This window comes from Syntrophotalea carbinolica DSM 2380 (assembly GCF_000012885.1).
Classification (GTDB): domain Bacteria; phylum Desulfobacterota; class Desulfuromonadia; order Desulfuromonadales; family Syntrophotaleaceae; genus Syntrophotalea; species Syntrophotalea carbinolica.
Genome location: NC_007498.2, coordinates 2,466,487 through 2,482,742, shown reverse-complemented (window position 1 = coordinate 2,482,742; position 16,256 = coordinate 2,466,487). Strand labels below are relative to the sequence as shown.

General features: G+C 54.1%; 17 protein-coding genes and 1 tRNA gene. 15 read left to right on the top strand and 3 right to left on the bottom strand.

Annotation, left to right across the window (positions count from 1 at the left end; genetic code table 11):
* The first annotated feature begins 2 nt into the window (after nt 1-2).
* From PCAR_RS11700 to PCAR_RS18670, 12 genes are all read left to right on the top strand, one after another.
* Nucleotides 3-803 carry a tetratricopeptide repeat protein gene (locus tag PCAR_RS11700; protein ID WP_081425065.1) on the top strand — a complete coding sequence of 267 codons (801 nt, stop codon included), beginning with the start codon at nt 3-5 and terminating at the stop codon, nt 801-803.
* Nucleotides 772-1,131 carry a roadblock/LC7 domain-containing protein gene (locus PCAR_RS11695; RefSeq protein ID WP_011341882.1) on the top strand — a complete coding sequence of 120 codons (360 nt, stop codon included), beginning with the start codon at nt 772-774 and terminating at the stop codon, nt 1,129-1,131. The genes PCAR_RS11700 and PCAR_RS11695 overlap by 32 nt, the downstream gene beginning before the upstream one ends.
* 224 nt (nt 1,132-1,355) lie before the next feature.
* Complete coding sequence (locus PCAR_RS11690; protein ID WP_011341881.1) at nt 1,356-2,447, top strand: aminopeptidase P family protein; 1,092 nt, start codon at nt 1,356-1,358, stop codon at nt 2,445-2,447.
* A 92-nt stretch (nt 2,448-2,539) separates the two neighbouring features.
* On the top strand, nt 2,540-3,016 hold the full coding sequence (gene accB, locus PCAR_RS11685) for an acetyl-CoA carboxylase biotin carboxyl carrier protein (RefSeq protein WP_011341880.1): 477 nt from the start codon (nt 2,540-2,542) through the stop codon (nt 3,014-3,016).
* A 163-nt stretch (nt 3,017-3,179) separates the two neighbouring features.
* Entirely contained in the window at nt 3,180-4,517 is a 1,338-nt protein-coding gene (gene accC / locus PCAR_RS11680) for an acetyl-CoA carboxylase biotin carboxylase subunit (RefSeq protein ID WP_011341879.1), read from the top strand.
* Between the two features lie 109 nt (nt 4,518-4,626).
* Nucleotides 4,627-6,138 (top strand): TolC family protein, encoded by a 1,512-nt coding sequence (locus tag PCAR_RS11675; RefSeq protein WP_158447423.1) that lies wholly within the window; start codon nt 4,627-4,629, stop codon nt 6,136-6,138.
* Entirely contained in the window at nt 6,135-6,962 is an 828-nt protein-coding gene (locus tag PCAR_RS11670) for a menaquinone biosynthetic enzyme MqnA/MqnD family protein (protein ID WP_011341877.1), read from the top strand. Before PCAR_RS11675 ends, PCAR_RS11670 begins: the two co-directional genes overlap by 4 nt.
* A gap of 51 nt (nt 6,963-7,013) precedes the next feature.
* Nucleotides 7,014-7,100 (top strand) — tRNA-Leu (locus PCAR_RS11665).
* Nucleotides 7,101-7,345: 245 nt separating this feature from the next.
* Nucleotides 7,346-7,630: a transposase gene (locus PCAR_RS11660; RefSeq protein ID WP_011341876.1), complete on the top strand. Its 285-nt coding sequence runs from the start codon at nt 7,346-7,348 to the stop codon at nt 7,628-7,630.
* A 31-nt stretch (nt 7,631-7,661) separates the two neighbouring features.
* Nucleotides 7,662-7,847, top strand: a complete 186-nt coding sequence (locus PCAR_RS11655) for a hypothetical protein (RefSeq protein WP_041531365.1) — start codon at nt 7,662-7,664, stop codon at nt 7,845-7,847.
* A gap of 124 nt (nt 7,848-7,971) precedes the next feature.
* Complete coding sequence (locus tag PCAR_RS11650) at nt 7,972-9,078, top strand: Fic family protein (RefSeq protein ID WP_011341875.1); 1,107 nt, start codon at nt 7,972-7,974, stop codon at nt 9,076-9,078.
* A gap of 112 nt (nt 9,079-9,190) precedes the next feature.
* Nucleotides 9,191-9,445, top strand: coding sequence for a hypothetical protein (locus PCAR_RS18670; RefSeq protein WP_148204339.1), 255 nt, complete (start codon nt 9,191-9,193; stop codon nt 9,443-9,445).
* Between the two features lie 35 nt (nt 9,446-9,480).
* On the opposite strand, the gene PCAR_RS11640 is transcribed toward PCAR_RS18670, so the two are convergent.
* Nucleotides 9,481-10,035 carry a site-specific integrase gene (locus tag PCAR_RS11640; protein ID WP_052643413.1) on the bottom strand — a complete coding sequence of 185 codons (555 nt, stop codon included), beginning with the start codon at nt 10,033-10,035 and terminating at the stop codon, nt 9,481-9,483.
* A gap of 514 nt (nt 10,036-10,549) precedes the next feature.
* Between PCAR_RS11640 and PCAR_RS11635 the strand changes: the two genes are divergently transcribed.
* A complete protein-coding gene (locus PCAR_RS11635) occupies nt 10,550-11,719 on the top strand; it encodes an ATP-grasp domain-containing protein (protein WP_011341873.1) in 1,170 nt (389 codons plus the stop codon).
* An 89-nt stretch (nt 11,720-11,808) separates the two neighbouring features.
* Here PCAR_RS11635 and PCAR_RS11630 read toward each other — a convergent pair whose 3' ends face one another.
* Nucleotides 11,809-13,170: a PFL family protein gene (locus tag PCAR_RS11630; RefSeq protein WP_011341872.1), complete on the bottom strand. Its 1,362-nt coding sequence runs from the start codon at nt 13,168-13,170 to the stop codon at nt 11,809-11,811.
* 11 nt (nt 13,171-13,181) lie between these two features.
* Nucleotides 13,182-13,460 (bottom strand): ACT domain-containing protein, encoded by a 279-nt coding sequence (locus tag PCAR_RS11625; RefSeq protein WP_011341871.1) that lies wholly within the window; start codon nt 13,458-13,460, stop codon nt 13,182-13,184.
* Between the two features lie 414 nt (nt 13,461-13,874).
* Here PCAR_RS11625 and PCAR_RS11615 point away from each other — a divergent pair, with 414 nt between their 5' ends.
* Both PCAR_RS11615 and PCAR_RS11610 read left to right on the top strand, forming a co-directional pair.
* A complete protein-coding gene (locus tag PCAR_RS11615; protein WP_011341870.1) occupies nt 13,875-15,716 on the top strand; it encodes a thiamine pyrophosphate-dependent enzyme in 1,842 nt (613 codons plus the stop codon).
* On the top strand, nt 15,713-16,219 hold the full coding sequence (locus tag PCAR_RS11610; RefSeq protein WP_011341869.1) for an indolepyruvate oxidoreductase subunit beta: 507 nt from the start codon (nt 15,713-15,715) through the stop codon (nt 16,217-16,219). The genes PCAR_RS11615 and PCAR_RS11610 overlap by 4 nt, the downstream gene beginning before the upstream one ends.
* Nucleotides 16,220-16,256: the final 37 nt, after the last annotated feature.

Here is a 16,256-nt window from a genome sequence, read left to right as displayed (position 1 = left end):
GAATGATGACAAAAGAAGAGGCAACAAAGCTGCTTGGAAAGATTGCCGGGTATCTGGAAATCGTTCAAAAGGATCCCCATTCCACGTCCTTTGTCCCCCTTAGCGATGCATATTGCAGCCTGGGCATGCTCGAAGAAGCTCTGTCTGTCGCGCGTCAAGGGATTGAGGCCTTGCCTTTTTTCGGTCCCGGTTACGTCGTTCTGGGGCGCGCCCAGATGCAATACGGCGAACTCGATAATGCCGAGCGGTCTTTTCAGAAAGCTTTGGATATCGATCCGCAAAGCGTTGCTGCACTTAAAAATATGGCCAAGCTGTATGTGTTTCGCGGAGAGCGGGAACAAGCCTGCGGACTTTTGGCCCGTGCCGTTGATTCTACGCCGGAAGATCCGGTTCTGGCCAATCTGCACAAATCCCTGCTGACGGCGGCCAACGCACCCGAACCTGTCAGCGCGACCGCCAGTTGTTCGGATACCTCTGAGCACACGGCTCCCTTCGCCACCGCTACGGTTGCGGATCTGTATGTACGGCAGGGCCATTTGGAGCAAGCCAGGGATATCTATCGGCAACTGCTGCAGGCGCAACCTGACGATGTCTCCCTGGAACAACGTCTTACCCATGTGGAGACACTGCTGGCCGAACAACCGGTTCCCGAAAGCGCTATAGAGAGCGCCGCGCCGGATTTCGTCGATGAGAGTTTTCACGTTGATTCTCGGAGCGATGTCGTTGCCCTGCTGCACAGATGGTTACAGGCTATCCAGGTAAGGAGAGAGCATGTTCAAAAACATTCTGCAGGACATTGTTGAACAGTCCGGTGGCGGTATCAGCTCGGCGGTGATGGGATATGACGGTATTGCCATCGACCAGTATGAAAAGCCTTGCGAGGGCATCGATCTGCAGTTGATAGCCGTCGAGTATGCCAATGTGCTTAAGGAAGTCAAAAGGACGGTGGAGATTCTCGAAACCGGGGATATGGAAGAAGTTGCCATTCGCACCGAGCGATTTACCGTTCTGATCCGTGCCTTGACGGACGAATATTTCGTCACTTTGACTTTGGGGCGTAATGGTAATTTTGGCAAGGCTCGCTATATGCTGGCAAAAGAATCCTTTCGTCTTCGCGAGGCGTTGGCATGAAGTCAGCCGCTTGTGACCATACCTGTAGACCTTTGCAGGATGTTCCGGCTGCCTTTGAACTTCCTACCTGTGCGTTTCATCTTTTACCTATCGAAATTCGGAAATTTTCCCCACCATGTTTTGCGTACAGGTTTCATGATCGTGATTTCAATTTCAGTTCCGGAACCGTCGGAATTCATCGCGGTTGACGAGAACTCTGCAACTGAGCCCGCCGGAGATATTGAGTGCCAAGCGACTTTGTGCTAAAAAGCAGAATTCCTGCGCTGCGTCAACTGCTGCGGTCCAACCGGTTGAGCGCGGCACTGCTCATGGATACCCCGAGTCTTCGCTACTTTTGCGGATTCAGCGGTTCCGACGGAGCTTTACTGGTTAGTGAGGATACGGTTGTCTTTCTGACCGATTCCCGTTATACCAGCCAGGCACAACAGGAAGTTACGGCAGACCGGATCGTCCAGCATGGTGGTAAGATTGAGGGGATTGCCGCGTTGCTGGACGAGTGGCGCGTCACCTCTATCGGTTTTAATGCCGATGCCTTGAGCTGTGCTACTCTTGAATCGTTGCGTGCCAAATGTTCGTCTGCTTGCCAGTGGCATCCGTTGCCGGGGACGTTCAGGGGCCTGCGGGGCATCAAAGATGCCGATGAAATTGTCGCCATGAAACAGGCGGCGCGTATTGCCGGCGAGGCTTTCGAGGAAATTAGGCCGCAGATTCGCCCGGGGGCGGTGGAACGTGAATTGGCCCTGGCCCTCGAGTTTGCCATGCGTCGTCGTGGCGCCGAGGAAAAATCCTTTCCGTTTATCGTCGCTTCCGGAGAGCGGGGTGCGCTGCCGCATGGTGTGGCCAGCGACCGGCGTTTGGAGTATGGCGAACTGGTTACTTTCGATTTCGGTGCACGGTGGCAGGGGTATTGTTCCGATGAAACGGTTACCCTTGCCCTGGGGAAGGTATCGCCGCGATTGCGTGAAATTTACGATACGGTTTTTCAGGCTCAGCAATCGGCTTTGAACGCTATCAAACCGGATGTGGCTTTGAAGGATATCGACCAGGTCGCCCGATCCTATATCGACCAATGTGGGTACGGCGAATACTTCGGTCATGGTCTGGGCCACGGCGTCGGACTTGAAGTGCATGAATTCCCCGTTGTTTCACCGCGTTCCGAGGATGTCGCACGAGAAGGTATGGTTTTTACTGTGGAGCCTGGTATTTATGTGCCGGGATTGGGAGGGGTGCGGTTGGAAGAAACCGTGCTTGTTACGGCCGATGGCTACCAACGCCTGACGGCCATCTGCAAAGATTTTCCCTCAATTGTCGTTTGAAATGGATGAAGTCATAACGACTGCAGGACCCGGGAGGAACAACCAAAGCTGCAGTTGGTAACTTTTCAATTGGTACAAGGAGATTAGCTCTTATGGATATCAAAGACCTCAGAACCCTGATCAAGATGGTAACCGCCACCGATATCAGTGAATTCGAATGGGAGCAGGGAGAGGAACGCATCGTTATCCGGCGCGGTCAGATCGTTGAGGCCGTTCCCGCCGTTGCTGCTGCACCGGCCATCTCGACTGTGCCTGCGGCTCCTGCGGCAGCCGCTCCTGCGCCTGTTGCCGTTGCGGAAGCCCCTGCCGAGGAAACTACCGAGGACGGGTATGAGACCATTGTATCGCCGATTGTCGGTACCTTTTATCGGTCTCCGTCTCCCGATTCCGAGCCGTATGCCGAAGTCGGCAGCGTTCTGGAAAAGGGGCAGACTCTGTGTATCGTTGAGGCCATGAAGCTCATGAACGAGATCGAGGCCGAGTTTAAATGCCGGATCGTCAAAATTCTCAAGGAAAATGCCCAGGCTGTCGAGTATGGGGATCCGTTGTTTCTGGTTGAGCCCGTTTAAATCGAATGCCTGTTCGTGCTTTACGGGCAAACGTCCACTCCGTTCATGGCCAGACATGCGGTTGTGAGCCCATGTACGGGGCAAAGCGCTATACAGGCGCATTTTAATCAGCCTCTACGTTATCCGCCGCCCGTGGCGGATTGCACCAGGAGACGTTATTCCCATGTTTCATAAGATACTTATTGCCAATCGCGGCGAAATCGCCCTACGCATTATCCGTGCCTGTAAAGAATTGGGCATCAAAACCGTCGCCGTGCATTCCGATGTCGATGGCGAATCTCTGCACGTGAAGCTGGCCGATGAAAGCATCTGCATCGGACCTGCCGCCAGCGGGGACAGCTATCTGAATATCAAAGCGATTATCAGTGCCGCCGAGGTTACCGATGCTGCCGCCATTCATCCCGGTTACGGTTTTCTCGCCGAGAATGCCGAATTTGCCGAGATTTGCGAAGAATGCGGCATTACTTTCATCGGCCCGTCTCCGGAAAACATGCGCCTGATGGGCGACAAGATACGAGCGCGGCAGACCGTTACCAAGGCCGGCGTTCCTATTTTACCCGGTACCACCGAAGGTGTCGGAACCATCGATCAGGCTCGCCAGATCGCCGAAGAAATCGGTTACCCGGTGATCATCAAGGCGACGGCCGGTGGTGGTGGCCGCGGAATGAAAGTCGTCCATTCGCCCGCTTCTTTGGCTAATGCATTTGCCGCGGCACGGTCCGAAGCCCAGGCCGGTTTTGGTAATCCGGAAGTCTATATCGAAAAATTCTGCGAAAATCCGCGCCACGTCGAAGTGCAGATTCTGGCCGACAAACATGGCAACGTCGTCCACCTTGGAGAACGTGACTGCTCCATTCAACGTCGTCATCAAAAGCTCCTTGAAGAGGCTCCTTGCCCGGTTCTGACGGAAGAACAACGCAAGCGCATGGGCGACTGTGCCGTTGCCGCGGCCAAGTCTTGCAATTACTCCAGTGTCGGCACCATGGAGTTTTTGCTCGATGGTAACGGTGATTTTTATTTCATGGAAATGAACACCCGTGTTCAGGTCGAGCATCCGGTTACCGAGATGGTTACCGGTGTCGATATCATCAAGGAGCAGATCCGTTCCGCCGCAGGGTTGCCGCTGGCTTACAAACAATCGGATATCCAGATTAAGGGTCACGCCATCGAGTGTCGTATCAATGCCGAGCATCCTTTCAAGTTCATTCCTTCGCCCGGCAAGATCGACGGTTATCACACCCCCGGCGGGCTCGGCGTGCGGGTCGACAGTGCCGTCTACGATCAATACACGGTACTGCCGCATTACGATTCCATGGTTGCCAAACTGATCGTGCATGCCGATAACCGTGATGAAGCCATCCGGCGCATGGCGCGTGCCCTTGACGAATACATTATCGGCGGGATACGCACCACCATCCAATTGCACAAACGCATCATGCAGAACAAAGAATTCAAGGAAGGGGCCGTCAATACCGGATTTATGGAACGTCTGGTATTCTGATTCACGGTTCGGGAATTTAGACGGATATACTGGCGCGGGCCGGGCGGCAAGCCCGGCCTTCGTCGTTTGGAAGTACTTTCGATAGGGAGCTGATATGAGGTGTATTTACATGGCCTTTGTTCTTGTGTTGCTGGCGGGGTTTCCGGTAGCGGCGCAGCCCCCTGCCGATACCTTCTCGCCATCAGGAGCGTCGGTGCCGACACTGACCTTGAACGATGTCTTGCGGATGGCCCTGGAACGCAACCTCGATTTGCAGGCTCAGCAGTACGATACCCGTGCCGGTGACGCCGAAGTCAGCAAAGCCTACGGTCTCTACGATCCCGTTCTCGATCTTGCCTACGCTGAAGGGGAGAGCCGCCAGCGACTTAACCTGCAATTTTACAGCGCTCAGTCCAGGGAACGTTACCGGCAATTCGATCTTGGACTTACTCAGAAAATTCCCACCGGTGCTGATCTGAGTCTCGAATTTACCAATTTACGCTCCGATCAGGATCCTGCTCCGGGCATGAATCCTTCCTACGAAGGGGAACTTACCTTCAGTTTGGTACAGCCCCTGTTGAGGGGTTTTGGTAGTACCGTCACCGAACAGGATATTCTGTTCGCCGTCAAAGACCGGGATATTTCCATAGAAGATCTGCGCGAAAGCGCCTTTCTGGTGCTGGCCGATTCCCGGGATACTTTTTTCGAGGTGTTACGGTTGCGTGATAACGTACGTTATCGTGAGGCATCCGTGGCCCTGGCCGCCAGTCTGCTCAAGGAAAACCGGGCCAGGGTCAAGGCCGGGGTTTTGCCCCGAGTCGATGAGCTGGAGGCCGAATTCGGCCTTAAACAACGGGAACGGGATTTACTGGATGCGCAGCGCGAATACCGGGATGGGCTCGATGGCCTGGCATTGCTGCTCGATCTGAAAGCCCCTATTGCTTTAGTCGATGGGCAGCCCGGGATTCCAGAAATCCACCCTGACCTGTCCGAAGGCTACGCCGAAGCCCTTGCCAAACGCCCCGATGTGCAACGCCGATTGCGCACCATCGAACGTCTGGAACTGCAAAGTCGCATCGCACGCAATGAGCTTCTACCGGCCCTGGATCTGGCCGCCAGCTACGGTCACAAAGGACTCGGGCGGGATTATAGCGATAATCTTCGCGACCTCGGTTCCAATGATTTTCGCAATTGGGAGGTCGGGTTGACCCTTTCCTATCCGCTGGGCAACCGCGAAGCCCGCCACGAATATCGGCGCAGCGAATTCGAACGCAAGGGCCGGGAGGCCCAGCTGGGCCAGTTGAAGAATCAGGTGCATACCGAAGTGCAGGCCGCTATCCGGTTGCTTGGTGTGAGCCGCAAAAAGATCGACGTTTCCGCCAGTCAATTGGCCTTTGCCGAGGAAAAACTACGTACCTTGCTCAAACGCAAGGAGGTCGGGCTGGCCACCACCCGGCAGGTGCTGGAAGGCGAGGAGGATTATGCCTTGGCGCAGACCGATCAGGCGGCTGCCTTATCCGATTACAATAAGGCCGTGACCGAATATTATAAAGTGACCGGACAACTGCTGGACCAGGAACATGTGCGGTTTGTCGATGAATTCAAGAACGAATCACAGCCCCTGCTCCAATACAAGCCATGAGTCTGCGAGTCGGTCACATCGCATACGCCAACTGTGTGCCTTTTTTTCATTATCTCAGCGAATGCGGCTTTGAGGGTGACATTTATCATGGCGTACCATCGGAACTGAATTCCCTGCTGGCCGAAGGCCGCATCGACCTCAGTCCCTCGTCCAGTTTCGAATATGGAAAGAACTGGCGCCGCTACAGTCTGCTGCCCGGCGTTTCGATCAGCTCCTGCGGACCGGTGCAAAGCGTTCTGCTGTTCACATCCCGCCCCTTGCATACCCTCAACGATGTTCCCGTCGCCCTGACCGGCGAATCGGCCACCTCCATCAATCTGCTGCGGCTGCTGTGTCTGGAATTTTACGGCTATCGCCTTTGCGAAAGACATGATGCCGAAAGCACCGTTGAGGAGATTATCGCTACAGGTGGTTCGGGCTTGCTTATCGGCGATCGCGCTCTTAAAGCCGCGCAGCAGACAACTGCAGCCTATGTGTATGATCTAGGGGAACTCTGGTGGCGCCATACCGGCCTGCCATTCGTTTTTGCCCTATGGATAGTGCATCACGATGCCGTCTTACTCAAACGACAGGCCCTGGCGCGTTTCAACCATCAACTGCAAGCGTCCCTTCAGCGCGCGTTATCCGACCTTGAACGACTTGCCCGTTGCAGTCAGGAGGCATCCTGGATGGGGGTGGACAAACTTGCCGCTTATTGGCGAACCATGTCCTACACTTTTACCGATCAGCACCGCCAGGGGTTGGAAATGTATTTCCGGTTGGCGGTTAAACACCAGCTTCTTAAAGAAATACCACGCCTTGACTTTATGGAATGGGTCTTTTGAGTTGACGCGTTGAGGCGAATCCACTAGAATCGGTAGCCGTTTCAAAAACAAGCCCGGGTGGCGGAACTGGTAGACGCAAGGGACTTAAAATCCCTCGGCCGTATGGCTGTACGAGTTCGATTCTCGTCCCGGGTACCAAATGATAACAGGGAGTCAGCCTTTTTGGTTGACTCCCTGTTTCTGTTTTATCTATGCAAAAATTTGTTTAGAGTACCTTTGTTGGTGCCTTAAGTCATCTTATAGGGGGCAGTGTCATTACCCATAAGGAACGTCTGTCCAGCCTACGGCATACGGCATGATGCTTTTGATCCGGATGTCTTGGTTCAGCGTGAATTGGAGAATCGCTCCGTTTGAGTTAGACTATGCGAACGGAGAAATTAACCATGCGAAAACAACGTAAAAATTACACCGGCAATGAGAAGGTTGCTATTCTCAAGCGGCATCTTGTCGATCAGATACCGGTCTCGGATCTGTGTGACGAATATCAGCTTCAACCCACGGTTTTCTACCGTTGGAAGAAGGAATTTTTTGAGAAAGGCGCTGTCGCATTCGAAAAGAGCAACTCTCGCAAAAAGACCTCTGATGAAAAACGGATCGCTCAACTCGAAGCCAAATTGCAGACCAAAAACGAAGTCCTCTCTGAGTTGATGGAAGAGCCTTATTTGTAGGTAGGAATGTTTGTGCCAGGAGCATTTGTCCATGCCCGCACTGGGATTTAAGGGAAAGCAGTTCGTCTACTCCCATCACCAGAGCGCTCCCTTCCGTGAGCTGAAGATGGATGCCGATAAATCCTTCCCTGTGACGAGCCGGGAACCGTTGCTGGATGACGGCCGGATCATGGAAGGTTCGTGGGCGCAGGAATTGGCCAAAACGGGGCTTGTGTAGGTACGTTGCTTCGGCCGAGTGAGGCTGGTCGAGCGGCATGACCGATGCAGGTCCGAGACCGACCATTAAAAACCAGAAGGAAAAAACGCAAGAAATGTCCCGGTTTTCCCGGAGGGAGTGTGACATGGCCGTTCAATATCACTATGGGGAATTTCCTCCCGAAGAACTTGACTGGAAACGCCTTATCCCCGTCATCGGTCCGGCAAGCATGGCGGTGGCGCGGTATGATGGGACCTTATCCGCCGTTCCCAACGCGAGTCTTCTGCTGAGTCCTCTCATTACTCAGGAAGCGGTGCTCTCCTCGCGTATCGAAGGGACGCAGACGACCATGGGCGAGGTTCTCGAGTATGAGGCGGAGGGCGAAAGCAGAGCGATCGAGCCTGGGAAAAAAGCCGATATCCAGGAGGTATTGAATTACCGCCGGGCTCTGAACGCGTCCGTGAAGATGATGGAGGACCTGCCGCTGTGCCAGCGGATTATCAGGGAAGCGCATCGGGTTCTTCTCGATGGCGTAAGAGGGCAGGGAAAAGATCCGGGGGAATACAGGAAAAATCAGAACTGGATTGGTCCCCACGGTTGCACCCTCGAAGAGGCGCGCTTTGTCCCGATATCCCCCGACCGCCTCCCGGATGGCATGTCGGCCTGGGAGCGGCATATCCATGCCGAGGCGCAGGATCATTTGGTACGTCTGGCGATCCTGCATGCCGAGTTCGAGGCACTGCATCCCTTCCACGACGGGAACGGCCGCCTGGGGCGCATGATGGTTCCCCTCTACATGTTCGAGAAGGGACTCATCAGCGGCCCCATGTTTTATATCAGCGCCTATTTCGAGGCTCACCGTGATGAATATTACGACCGTTTGCTGGCGGTCTCCCGGGATGGAGCCTGGACGGACTGGTGCCTTTTCTTCCTGGAGGCGGTTCGTCAGCAGTCGGAAGAGAATCGGCACAAGGCACGTGCGATCCTGGGCCTTTACGAAGGGATGAAGCCGCGGTTCACGGAGATCACCCGATCTCAGCATGCTATCAACGCCTTGGACCGGATTTTCTCTCAACCCATTTTTAGTAGCGGAACTTTCATTGAAGCATCCGGCATTCCCGTGGCTACGGCCAGGCGCATTCTCCGGGAGCTTCGGGAGCATGGTGTGTTGGATGTGTTACTTGAATCGAGCGGGCGCAGGTCGGCCGTCTACGTTTTTCCCGAGCTGTTGAGGATTACCGAGGGACGTTGATTTTGTCGGTCATGTATGTATCACAACGAATTTTGTCGATCACTTTTCACAGAATGTGATCGACAAGACAACTTGTTGTGAATCCGTGAACGACAAATTATGGAGAGGGTGCTTGAGCGAAAAGCAGTTCAGCTTTTTCCATTATCAGGTAGACGTCCAAGCCGGTATACGAAATGTCTTCGGCGGGTCTGAGCCTGAGCGATTCCCTCACAATTTCAGCAAAGCGAAGGTCGAATCCGTCGCCCTGAATGACTTGGGCAACAGCTCCTTTCCCCTTATCGTCACCGGCTTTACTATCCTCGATTATGTCATCGACTTCATCTCCGACCTTCCGACCGTTATTGCCAGTGAAACTGCCAGGCTTTAACAGATAAAAGGGGGTGGCGGATAATTGGCGTTTCATCATAGCTTTCGAGCCAAATCCTCGGCCCGGAGATGCGTATAGCGCTTCAGCATAGTGAGAGTTTTGTGCCCGGTGATTGACGATATCTCCATGGTGTCGAGGGTACCGCGTTCAAAGAGCCTGGAAGTTGCCTCGTGCCTCAAATCGTGAAATCGAAGGTCCGTCAAGCCGCCGCGCTTCACCGTGACTCTCATCCGGTCCGTAATCTGATCTTTTGAAAGTCCGAATACCCGACCTTCTTTGCCAAGTTTCCGGCCTTGCAACCTCAAAATGGCCACCGCTCGACGCGACAGCGGCACCGTCCGGGCATCGCCGTTTTTTGTTTTCGGCAGGTGTGCCGTGCGCTTTTTCAGATCGATTTCCGGCCAGACCAGAGAGGCGATCTCTTCCCGTCGCATGGCTGTTGCCAGCGCGAAAATGATGACAGGTTTCAACTCATCGTGGGCGGCCTTCAGGAGTTTCTCCTCCTCCCCTGGTTCAAGCCTCCTGGTCCGCGCAGTGCCACGAAGGGAAGGGCGGCGTACCGCTTCAACCGGGTTGCGAAGCGATTCCATTCCCCATTCCTGCCGAGCGTGCTTGAAGAGCTGGGAAATCAGGGCCAAATTTAAACGGATGGTATCGGGTTTTGATCCCTCCTTTTCTGCGAATTTTCACTAACCAACGTTTTCCCCGTTTGGTTATGCTAGCCATGTTTCCTCCAGGCCGATTTGTCCCAAATTTGTCCCATTTGGAAAATTAATAGATGTTATTGTTTAAGAAAAACCTTATGCTGTAAACCCTTACAGAATAAATAAATACAATTATTTAGGGACTTAAAATCCCTCGGCCGTATGGCTGTACGAGTTCGATTCTCGTCCCGGGCACCAAAAAATAACAGGGGGTTAGCCGTTTCGGTTGACTCCCTGTTTTTGTTTGAACATGCCTATTTTAGGCCACGGTATCGTCTATTGTACATATGTAGGGTCGATGATTTTTTTGTTTGCGGGAATAGATTTCAGGGGTTAGTCTGGATCGGGTGGAAAAAGAAACAGTTAAAGTAAAATCCCCATACTCCTCAGGAAGGACAGCATGTTTTTCGTTGATAAGCCATACGTTTCGGAATTCGTCAAAAAAACCCTCAGGGAAAATAACTTACCGGTGGTGGGCACTTCTGTAGCGAAGAGTCTGGAACTCGATGCCGGATCGGTCCTGCTTTCGGAAGAGGAGGCGATTGAACGAGCGCGTCGGCAGAACCATCCGATTTTATATGCCACCTCTGAAAATTGCATCGGCTGGATGGCCAGACATCTTTCCTTTACAGATATTCCTGCCAAAATCGAGCTATTCAAAAACAAGGTGAAGTTTCGTGAAATGACGAGGCCGATTTTCCCTGAGTTCTATTTCAGGGAAATTCCCATGGATGATCTTGAGAAGATACGCTTTGAAGATCTGGTGGTACCGTTCATTATCAAACCTGCTGTCGGGTTTTTCAGCATGGGGGTGCACAAGGTTGCAAATCATGGGGAATGGGTTGCCGTTATGGCAGCGATAAAGGCAGAGATGGAAAGAACCCGCGGATTATACCCTGAAGAGGTGATGGATAGCCGTTCGTTTATCATCGAAGAGTGCATCGAGGGTGAGGAGTATGCTATCGATGCCTATTTTGATGCTGATGGAAAGCCCGTTGTATTGGGTATCTTCAAACATGTGTTTTCTTCGGGGTACGATGTCAGCGACCGGGTCTATGTTTCCTCTAAAAGCATCATTGAGGAAAATCTTGTTGGGTTTACGGAGATCCTGGGCAAAATCGGCACAATGGCAGGGGTAAGGAATTTCCCTGTGCATGTCGAAGTCAGACGAACCGATGAGGGGCGCGTGTTGCCCATCGAAGTCAATCCCATGCGCTTCGGTGGCTGGTGCACGACCGCGGATATGACGTTCTGTGCCTATGGATTTAACCCCTATCTATATTATTTTGCCCAGCAGCGGCCTGATTGGGATGCTATTTTGCGGGGAAAAGACGGTAAGCTTTTCAGCATTATCGTGTTGGATAATGCCTCCGGCATCGAGGCAAAGGATATCTCCTGCTTCGATTACGATAGACTTCTTACCCGGTTTGAATGTCCTCTTGAATTGAGGAAAATCGACTACAGGGAATATCCGGTTTTCGGATTTCTGTTCACGCAAACCCGAGAAAGCAATTTTGCCGAACTTGAACGGATTTTGATATCCGATTTAAAGGAATTTATCAGGACCTGACACGCCTTTGTTTGGCATTGTGTCGAAAGCTGCAAAAAGGCTCAGTCCATTTCGACTGAGCCTTTTTACATGCCTGCGCTTATGTGGTGTTAATTGGTCAACGACTGAATCGGCGCCGGTATCTTACCGCCACGGGCGATGAAGGTTTCGGAACTGAAATTGTGTACCGGCATAACCGGGGCGCTGCCGAGCAGGCCGCCGAATTCGACCATGTCTCCCACCTTGGTGCCGGGGGCGGTGATGACGCGCACGGCGGTGGTTTTTTTGTTGATCATGCCGATAGCCATTTCGTCGGCAATGATGGCCGAGATGGTGGCGGGCGATGTATCGCCGGGTACGGCGATCATGTCGAGGCCTACGGAGCAGACACAGGTCATGGCTTCGAGTTTGTCCAGGGACAGGGAGCCTCTCTGGACGGCTTTGATCATGCCCTGATCTTCACTGACGGGGATGAATGCTCCGCTGAGTCCGCCGACGGAGGACGAGGCCATGGCCCCGCCTTTTTTCACGGCATCGTTGAGCAGGGCCAAGGCGGCGGTGGTGCCGTGGGTGCCGCAGCTTTCCAGACCCATGGCTTCGAGGATGGCGGCGACGCTGTCGCCGACCGCCGGGGTAGGCGCCAGCGACAGGTCGAGGACGCCGAACTGGGCATCGAGCCTGCGGGCCACTTCGCGGCCGACCATTTCGCCCATGCGGGTAATTTTGAATGCGGTCTTTTTGATGCACTCGGAGATGTCGCCCAGCGCCGGATTTTGCAGGGCGCGGACCGCGGAATTGACCACGCCGGGACCACTGACGCCTACATTGATGACGCAATCCGGTTCGCCGATGCCATGGAACGCACCGGCCATGAACGGATTGTCCTCGGGAGCGTTGGCAAAGACTACCAGTTTGGCGCACCCCAGTCCGTTGGAATCACGGGTCAGCTCCGCCGTCTGTTTGATGATATGACCCATTTTGGCCACCGCATCCATGTTGATGCCGGCCTTGGTGGTCGCCACATTGACCGAAGAGCAGACCTTCTTGGTGGATGCCAGAGCCTGCGGAATGGAATTGATGAGACTGAGGTCTCCCGGCGTCATGCCTTTTTGCACAAGAGCGCTGAAGCCGCCGATAAAATCGATGCCCGTTTCCTGCGCGGCCCGGTCGAGGGCCTCGGCTACGGAGCTCAGATCCTCTTCCTGGCAGGCCTCGGCCACGATGGCGATGGGAGTGACGGAGATGCGTTTGTTGATGATGGGAATACCGTACAGGTTCTGGATATCCTCGGTAGTGGCAACCAGCTTCTCGGCGCAGCGCATGATGCGGGTATAGACCTGCTCATTGAAAACCTTGATGTCGGGGTGGCTGCAGCCGCGCAGGTTGATGCCCATGGTGACGGTTCTGATATCCAAATGTTCGTTGGTCACCATTTTGATGGTTTCGAGGATTTCCTCCGGATGGATAAGCATGGCTGGTCTCCTCAGATCCTGTGCATGAAACGAAAGGCGTCTTCATGCTGTACGATGACCTGTACACCCAACTCCTTGCCGATATTGGACATGGCTTCCTGGAAGGCTGTCAGGTCAAAGTTTTCGGATGTAACTTCAGCCAGCATGATCATGGTGAACAGATCGTTCATGATGGTCTGGCGGATATCGGCGATATTCACGCTATGCTCGGCCATGATCTGGGTGATGCCCGCCACGATGCCTACTCTGTCCAGACCGATCACTGTAATGACGAAACGACTTGATGACATGGGTTTTCCTTTTCCGGATGATAGCAATAACTATAAGCTTTAACCGTGTTTCCTGTTTGAGCCACGGGATGAAGCGGTATGCGGGCAAGAGGAGTCTCGCCGACAAAACCTCGCAAATGCATAAGTATGGCTACAAAGCGGTTTCAGGTCAAGATCAGGTTCATATCGGAGGGATTTTTATTCTTTTCAAACCTGTTTATGTCAAGTTATGCTCGCATCGTTACATTTCATCTGATATTTTGGGTATCGAAAAGGACCACCGGGTTTCGTTTCCGAAACCTGCTCCGACCGCAGATGATTTCATCCCGCCATGCCTAATCAGTGGTTTGTTGCCCGGCCGGTTGTCTCGCGACCTTCTTGTGAACGCATGGTCCCCTTGTCATTACATAATGCTTGCTTCGCACTGGGAATATTATGACCGATTCAATAAATCAGACTTTGTTGATGGGTAACGAGGCCATCGCCAGAGGACTTCTGGAGGCCGGCTGTTCCGTGGCGGCCGCATATCCCGGGACTCCCTCCACCGAGGCGATGACTGCCCTTATCCGCTTGCAGCCGCAAGCAGATCCGGCTTTACACGTGGAATGGTCGTTGAACGAGAAAATCGCCCTGGAGGTTGCCCTGGCGGCCAGTTATACGGGCAAGCGTTCGGTTGCGATTATGAAACAGGTCGGTTTGAATGTGGCCGCCGATCCATTCATGCGCGCCGCCTATCTGGGCGTTGTCGGCGGTTTACTGCTGGTCGTGGCTGACGATCCCGGCCCTCATAGTTCGCAAAATGAACAGGACTCACGCTTTTTTGCCCAATTTGCCAGGGTGCCGGTGCTCGATCCCTCCAGTCCGGCCGAAGCGCGCGACATGGTATCGTTGGGATACGAACTCTCCGAGCGTTATCGTCTACCGGTCATGTTGCGTCCCACCACACGCATCTGCCATGCACGCCAGAATGTAGGACAGTCCGTACGCCGCGATCTCGAGCGTCAGGCGGATTTTGCCCGCGAACCTTCCCGCTGGGCGGCAACCCCGGCATTTTTACCGGCACTACATCGCGAATTGAATGACAAAATCGATTGCATTGCCCGGGATTCTGAATACGCCCCGCGATTTTTCCCCGGTGATGGTACTTATCCGCGACGCTGTATTGTCGCTTCGGGAATTGCATTTGCCAATGTTTATGACCTGCTGGTAGATATGGATCTGCTGAGAACGGTCGATCTCTATCAGGTGGTGATGCCTTACCCCTTACATGAGCCATTCATCGCCCAACTGCATAGCCGCTATGATGAGGTCTTGATCCTGGAGGAAACCTATTCGGTCATACAGATGCAGCTGGCGCATCCTGGGGCCATCGGCCGCGGTTCCGATCTTTTGCCGGCCCATGGCGAATTGTTGCCCGATACCATGGTCCCGGCCGTGAGTGGTTTTCTCGGTCTGCAGGAGCAGAATGCCGCGCATGATCTGCCGTCCGTTCGCGACAAGCGGCCCGCCTTGTGTGCCGGTTGCGGACACCGGGCGGCGTTTCACGTCATGAAAAAGACATTTCCCAAAGGTATTTTCCCCAGCGACATCGGTTGTTATACCCTGGGTCTGAACCTTGGTGCGGTCGACACGGTCCATTGCATGGGAGCCTGCATCAGCCAGGCGGCCGGGTTTTATCGGGCCTATGCTCAGGATGGCGGAGACATTCCGACCATCGTTGCGACTATCGGCGATTCGACCTTTTTCCATGCCGGTATTCCGGCTTTGATCAATACGGTCATCCAGCAGGCCAGAATCATTGTCGTGGTCCTGGATAACGCCACCACGGCTATGACCGGCCATCAGCCCAGTCCTCATCTTGGTGTGCGGGCGGATGGCCGGCCGACTCCGAAGGTCCTTATCGAAGATCTGGTACGTGCCAGCGGCGTACGGTTTCTGGAAGCATGCGACCCCTATCATACCGATACCCTGGCTTCTTTGCTGCAACAGGCCGATGCCTTCTGTCGCGGTGAAAACGGCGGCCCGGCGGTTATCATCGCACGTCATGCCTGCCTTATGGATAAACAGGCGCAACACCGGCAGCCCCGCTACCATATGACGGTCGGTGCGGAATGCAACGGCTGTCGCTACTGCATCAAAGCTTTTGAATGCCCGGCGCTGGTCTACGACGAACCGAGCGGTCGGGTCTGCATCGACAACGATCTATGTGTCGGCTGCGGCGTTTGCGAGAGAGTCTGTCCCCGCGGCGCTATCCACAATCAAGGGGAATTATCATGAACCGGCAGTTGTTCGTCAGTGGTATCGGTGGGCAGGGCGTTCTGTTTGCTACCCGCATTATCGCGGATGCAGCGGTGCGGGAGGGGCTTCAGGTCCTGACCTCGGAAACCCATGGCATGGCCCAGCGCGGCGGCACCGTTATCTCCATGATCAAAATCGGGGATTTTAAAAGCCCCTTGTTGCGCCATGGACAGGCGGACCTCGGTCTGTTTCTGCATGCCGGCAATCTGCCGGTTCACCGCCACCTGCTCAAATCATCCGGGCGCATGGTGGTGAACAGCTCGGAACAGGGCGATTACGACGCCGTCGATGCCACCGGGCTGGCCCGAAAGCAGGGCAACCCGGTGCTGGCCAACCTGATTCTGTTGGGGCGGGCTGTTCACTGCGCGTCATGGTTCTGTTCTGTTCAAGCGATGGAGCGGACCATTCGAGCCTTGTCTCGGGAACCTTTTGCGGAGGCGAACCTGGCGGCTTTTCGTCTTGGCATTGGGACCGATTGCTGAAAACGCTTTTCCCCCTATGTTTGTAGTATGCAGGGGA

Excerpts from the sequence above, each read along its gene's own strand:
- PCAR_RS11700 (WP_081425065.1), top strand. The coding sequence starts at position 3 with ATGATGACAAAAGAAGAGGCAACAAAGCTGCTTGGAAAGATTGCCGGG.
- PCAR_RS11695 (WP_011341882.1), top strand. The coding sequence starts at position 772 with ATGTTCAAAAACATTCTGCAGGACATTGTTGAACAGTCCGGTGGCGGT.
- accB (WP_011341880.1), top strand. The coding sequence starts at position 2,540 with ATGGATATCAAAGACCTCAGAACCCTGATCAAGATGGTAACCGCCACC.
- accC (WP_011341879.1), top strand. The coding sequence starts at position 3,180 with ATGTTTCATAAGATACTTATTGCCAATCGCGGCGAAATCGCCCTACGC.
- PCAR_RS11675 (WP_158447423.1), top strand. The coding sequence starts at position 4,627 with ATGGCCTTTGTTCTTGTGTTGCTGGCGGGGTTTCCGGTAGCGGCGCAG.
- PCAR_RS11670 (WP_011341877.1), top strand. The coding sequence starts at position 6,135 with ATGAGTCTGCGAGTCGGTCACATCGCATACGCCAACTGTGTGCCTTTT.
- PCAR_RS11660 (WP_011341876.1), top strand. The coding sequence starts at position 7,346 with ATGCGAAAACAACGTAAAAATTACACCGGCAATGAGAAGGTTGCTATT.
- PCAR_RS11655 (WP_041531365.1), top strand. The coding sequence starts at position 7,662 with ATGCCCGCACTGGGATTTAAGGGAAAGCAGTTCGTCTACTCCCATCAC.
- PCAR_RS11650 (WP_011341875.1), top strand. The coding sequence starts at position 7,972 with ATGGCCGTTCAATATCACTATGGGGAATTTCCTCCCGAAGAACTTGAC.
- PCAR_RS11640 (WP_052643413.1), bottom strand. The coding sequence starts at position 10,035 with ATGGAATCGCTTCGCAACCCGGTTGAAGCGGTACGCCGCCCTTCCCTT.
- PCAR_RS11635 (WP_011341873.1), top strand. The coding sequence starts at position 10,550 with ATGTTTTTCGTTGATAAGCCATACGTTTCGGAATTCGTCAAAAAAACC.
- PCAR_RS11630 (WP_011341872.1), bottom strand. The coding sequence starts at position 13,170 with ATGCTTATCCATCCGGAGGAAATCCTCGAAACCATCAAAATGGTGACC.
- PCAR_RS11625 (WP_011341871.1), bottom strand. The coding sequence starts at position 13,460 with ATGTCATCAAGTCGTTTCGTCATTACAGTGATCGGTCTGGACAGAGTA.
- PCAR_RS11615 (WP_011341870.1), top strand. The coding sequence starts at position 13,875 with ATGACCGATTCAATAAATCAGACTTTGTTGATGGGTAACGAGGCCATC.
- PCAR_RS11610 (WP_011341869.1), top strand. The coding sequence starts at position 15,713 with ATGAACCGGCAGTTGTTCGTCAGTGGTATCGGTGGGCAGGGCGTTCTG.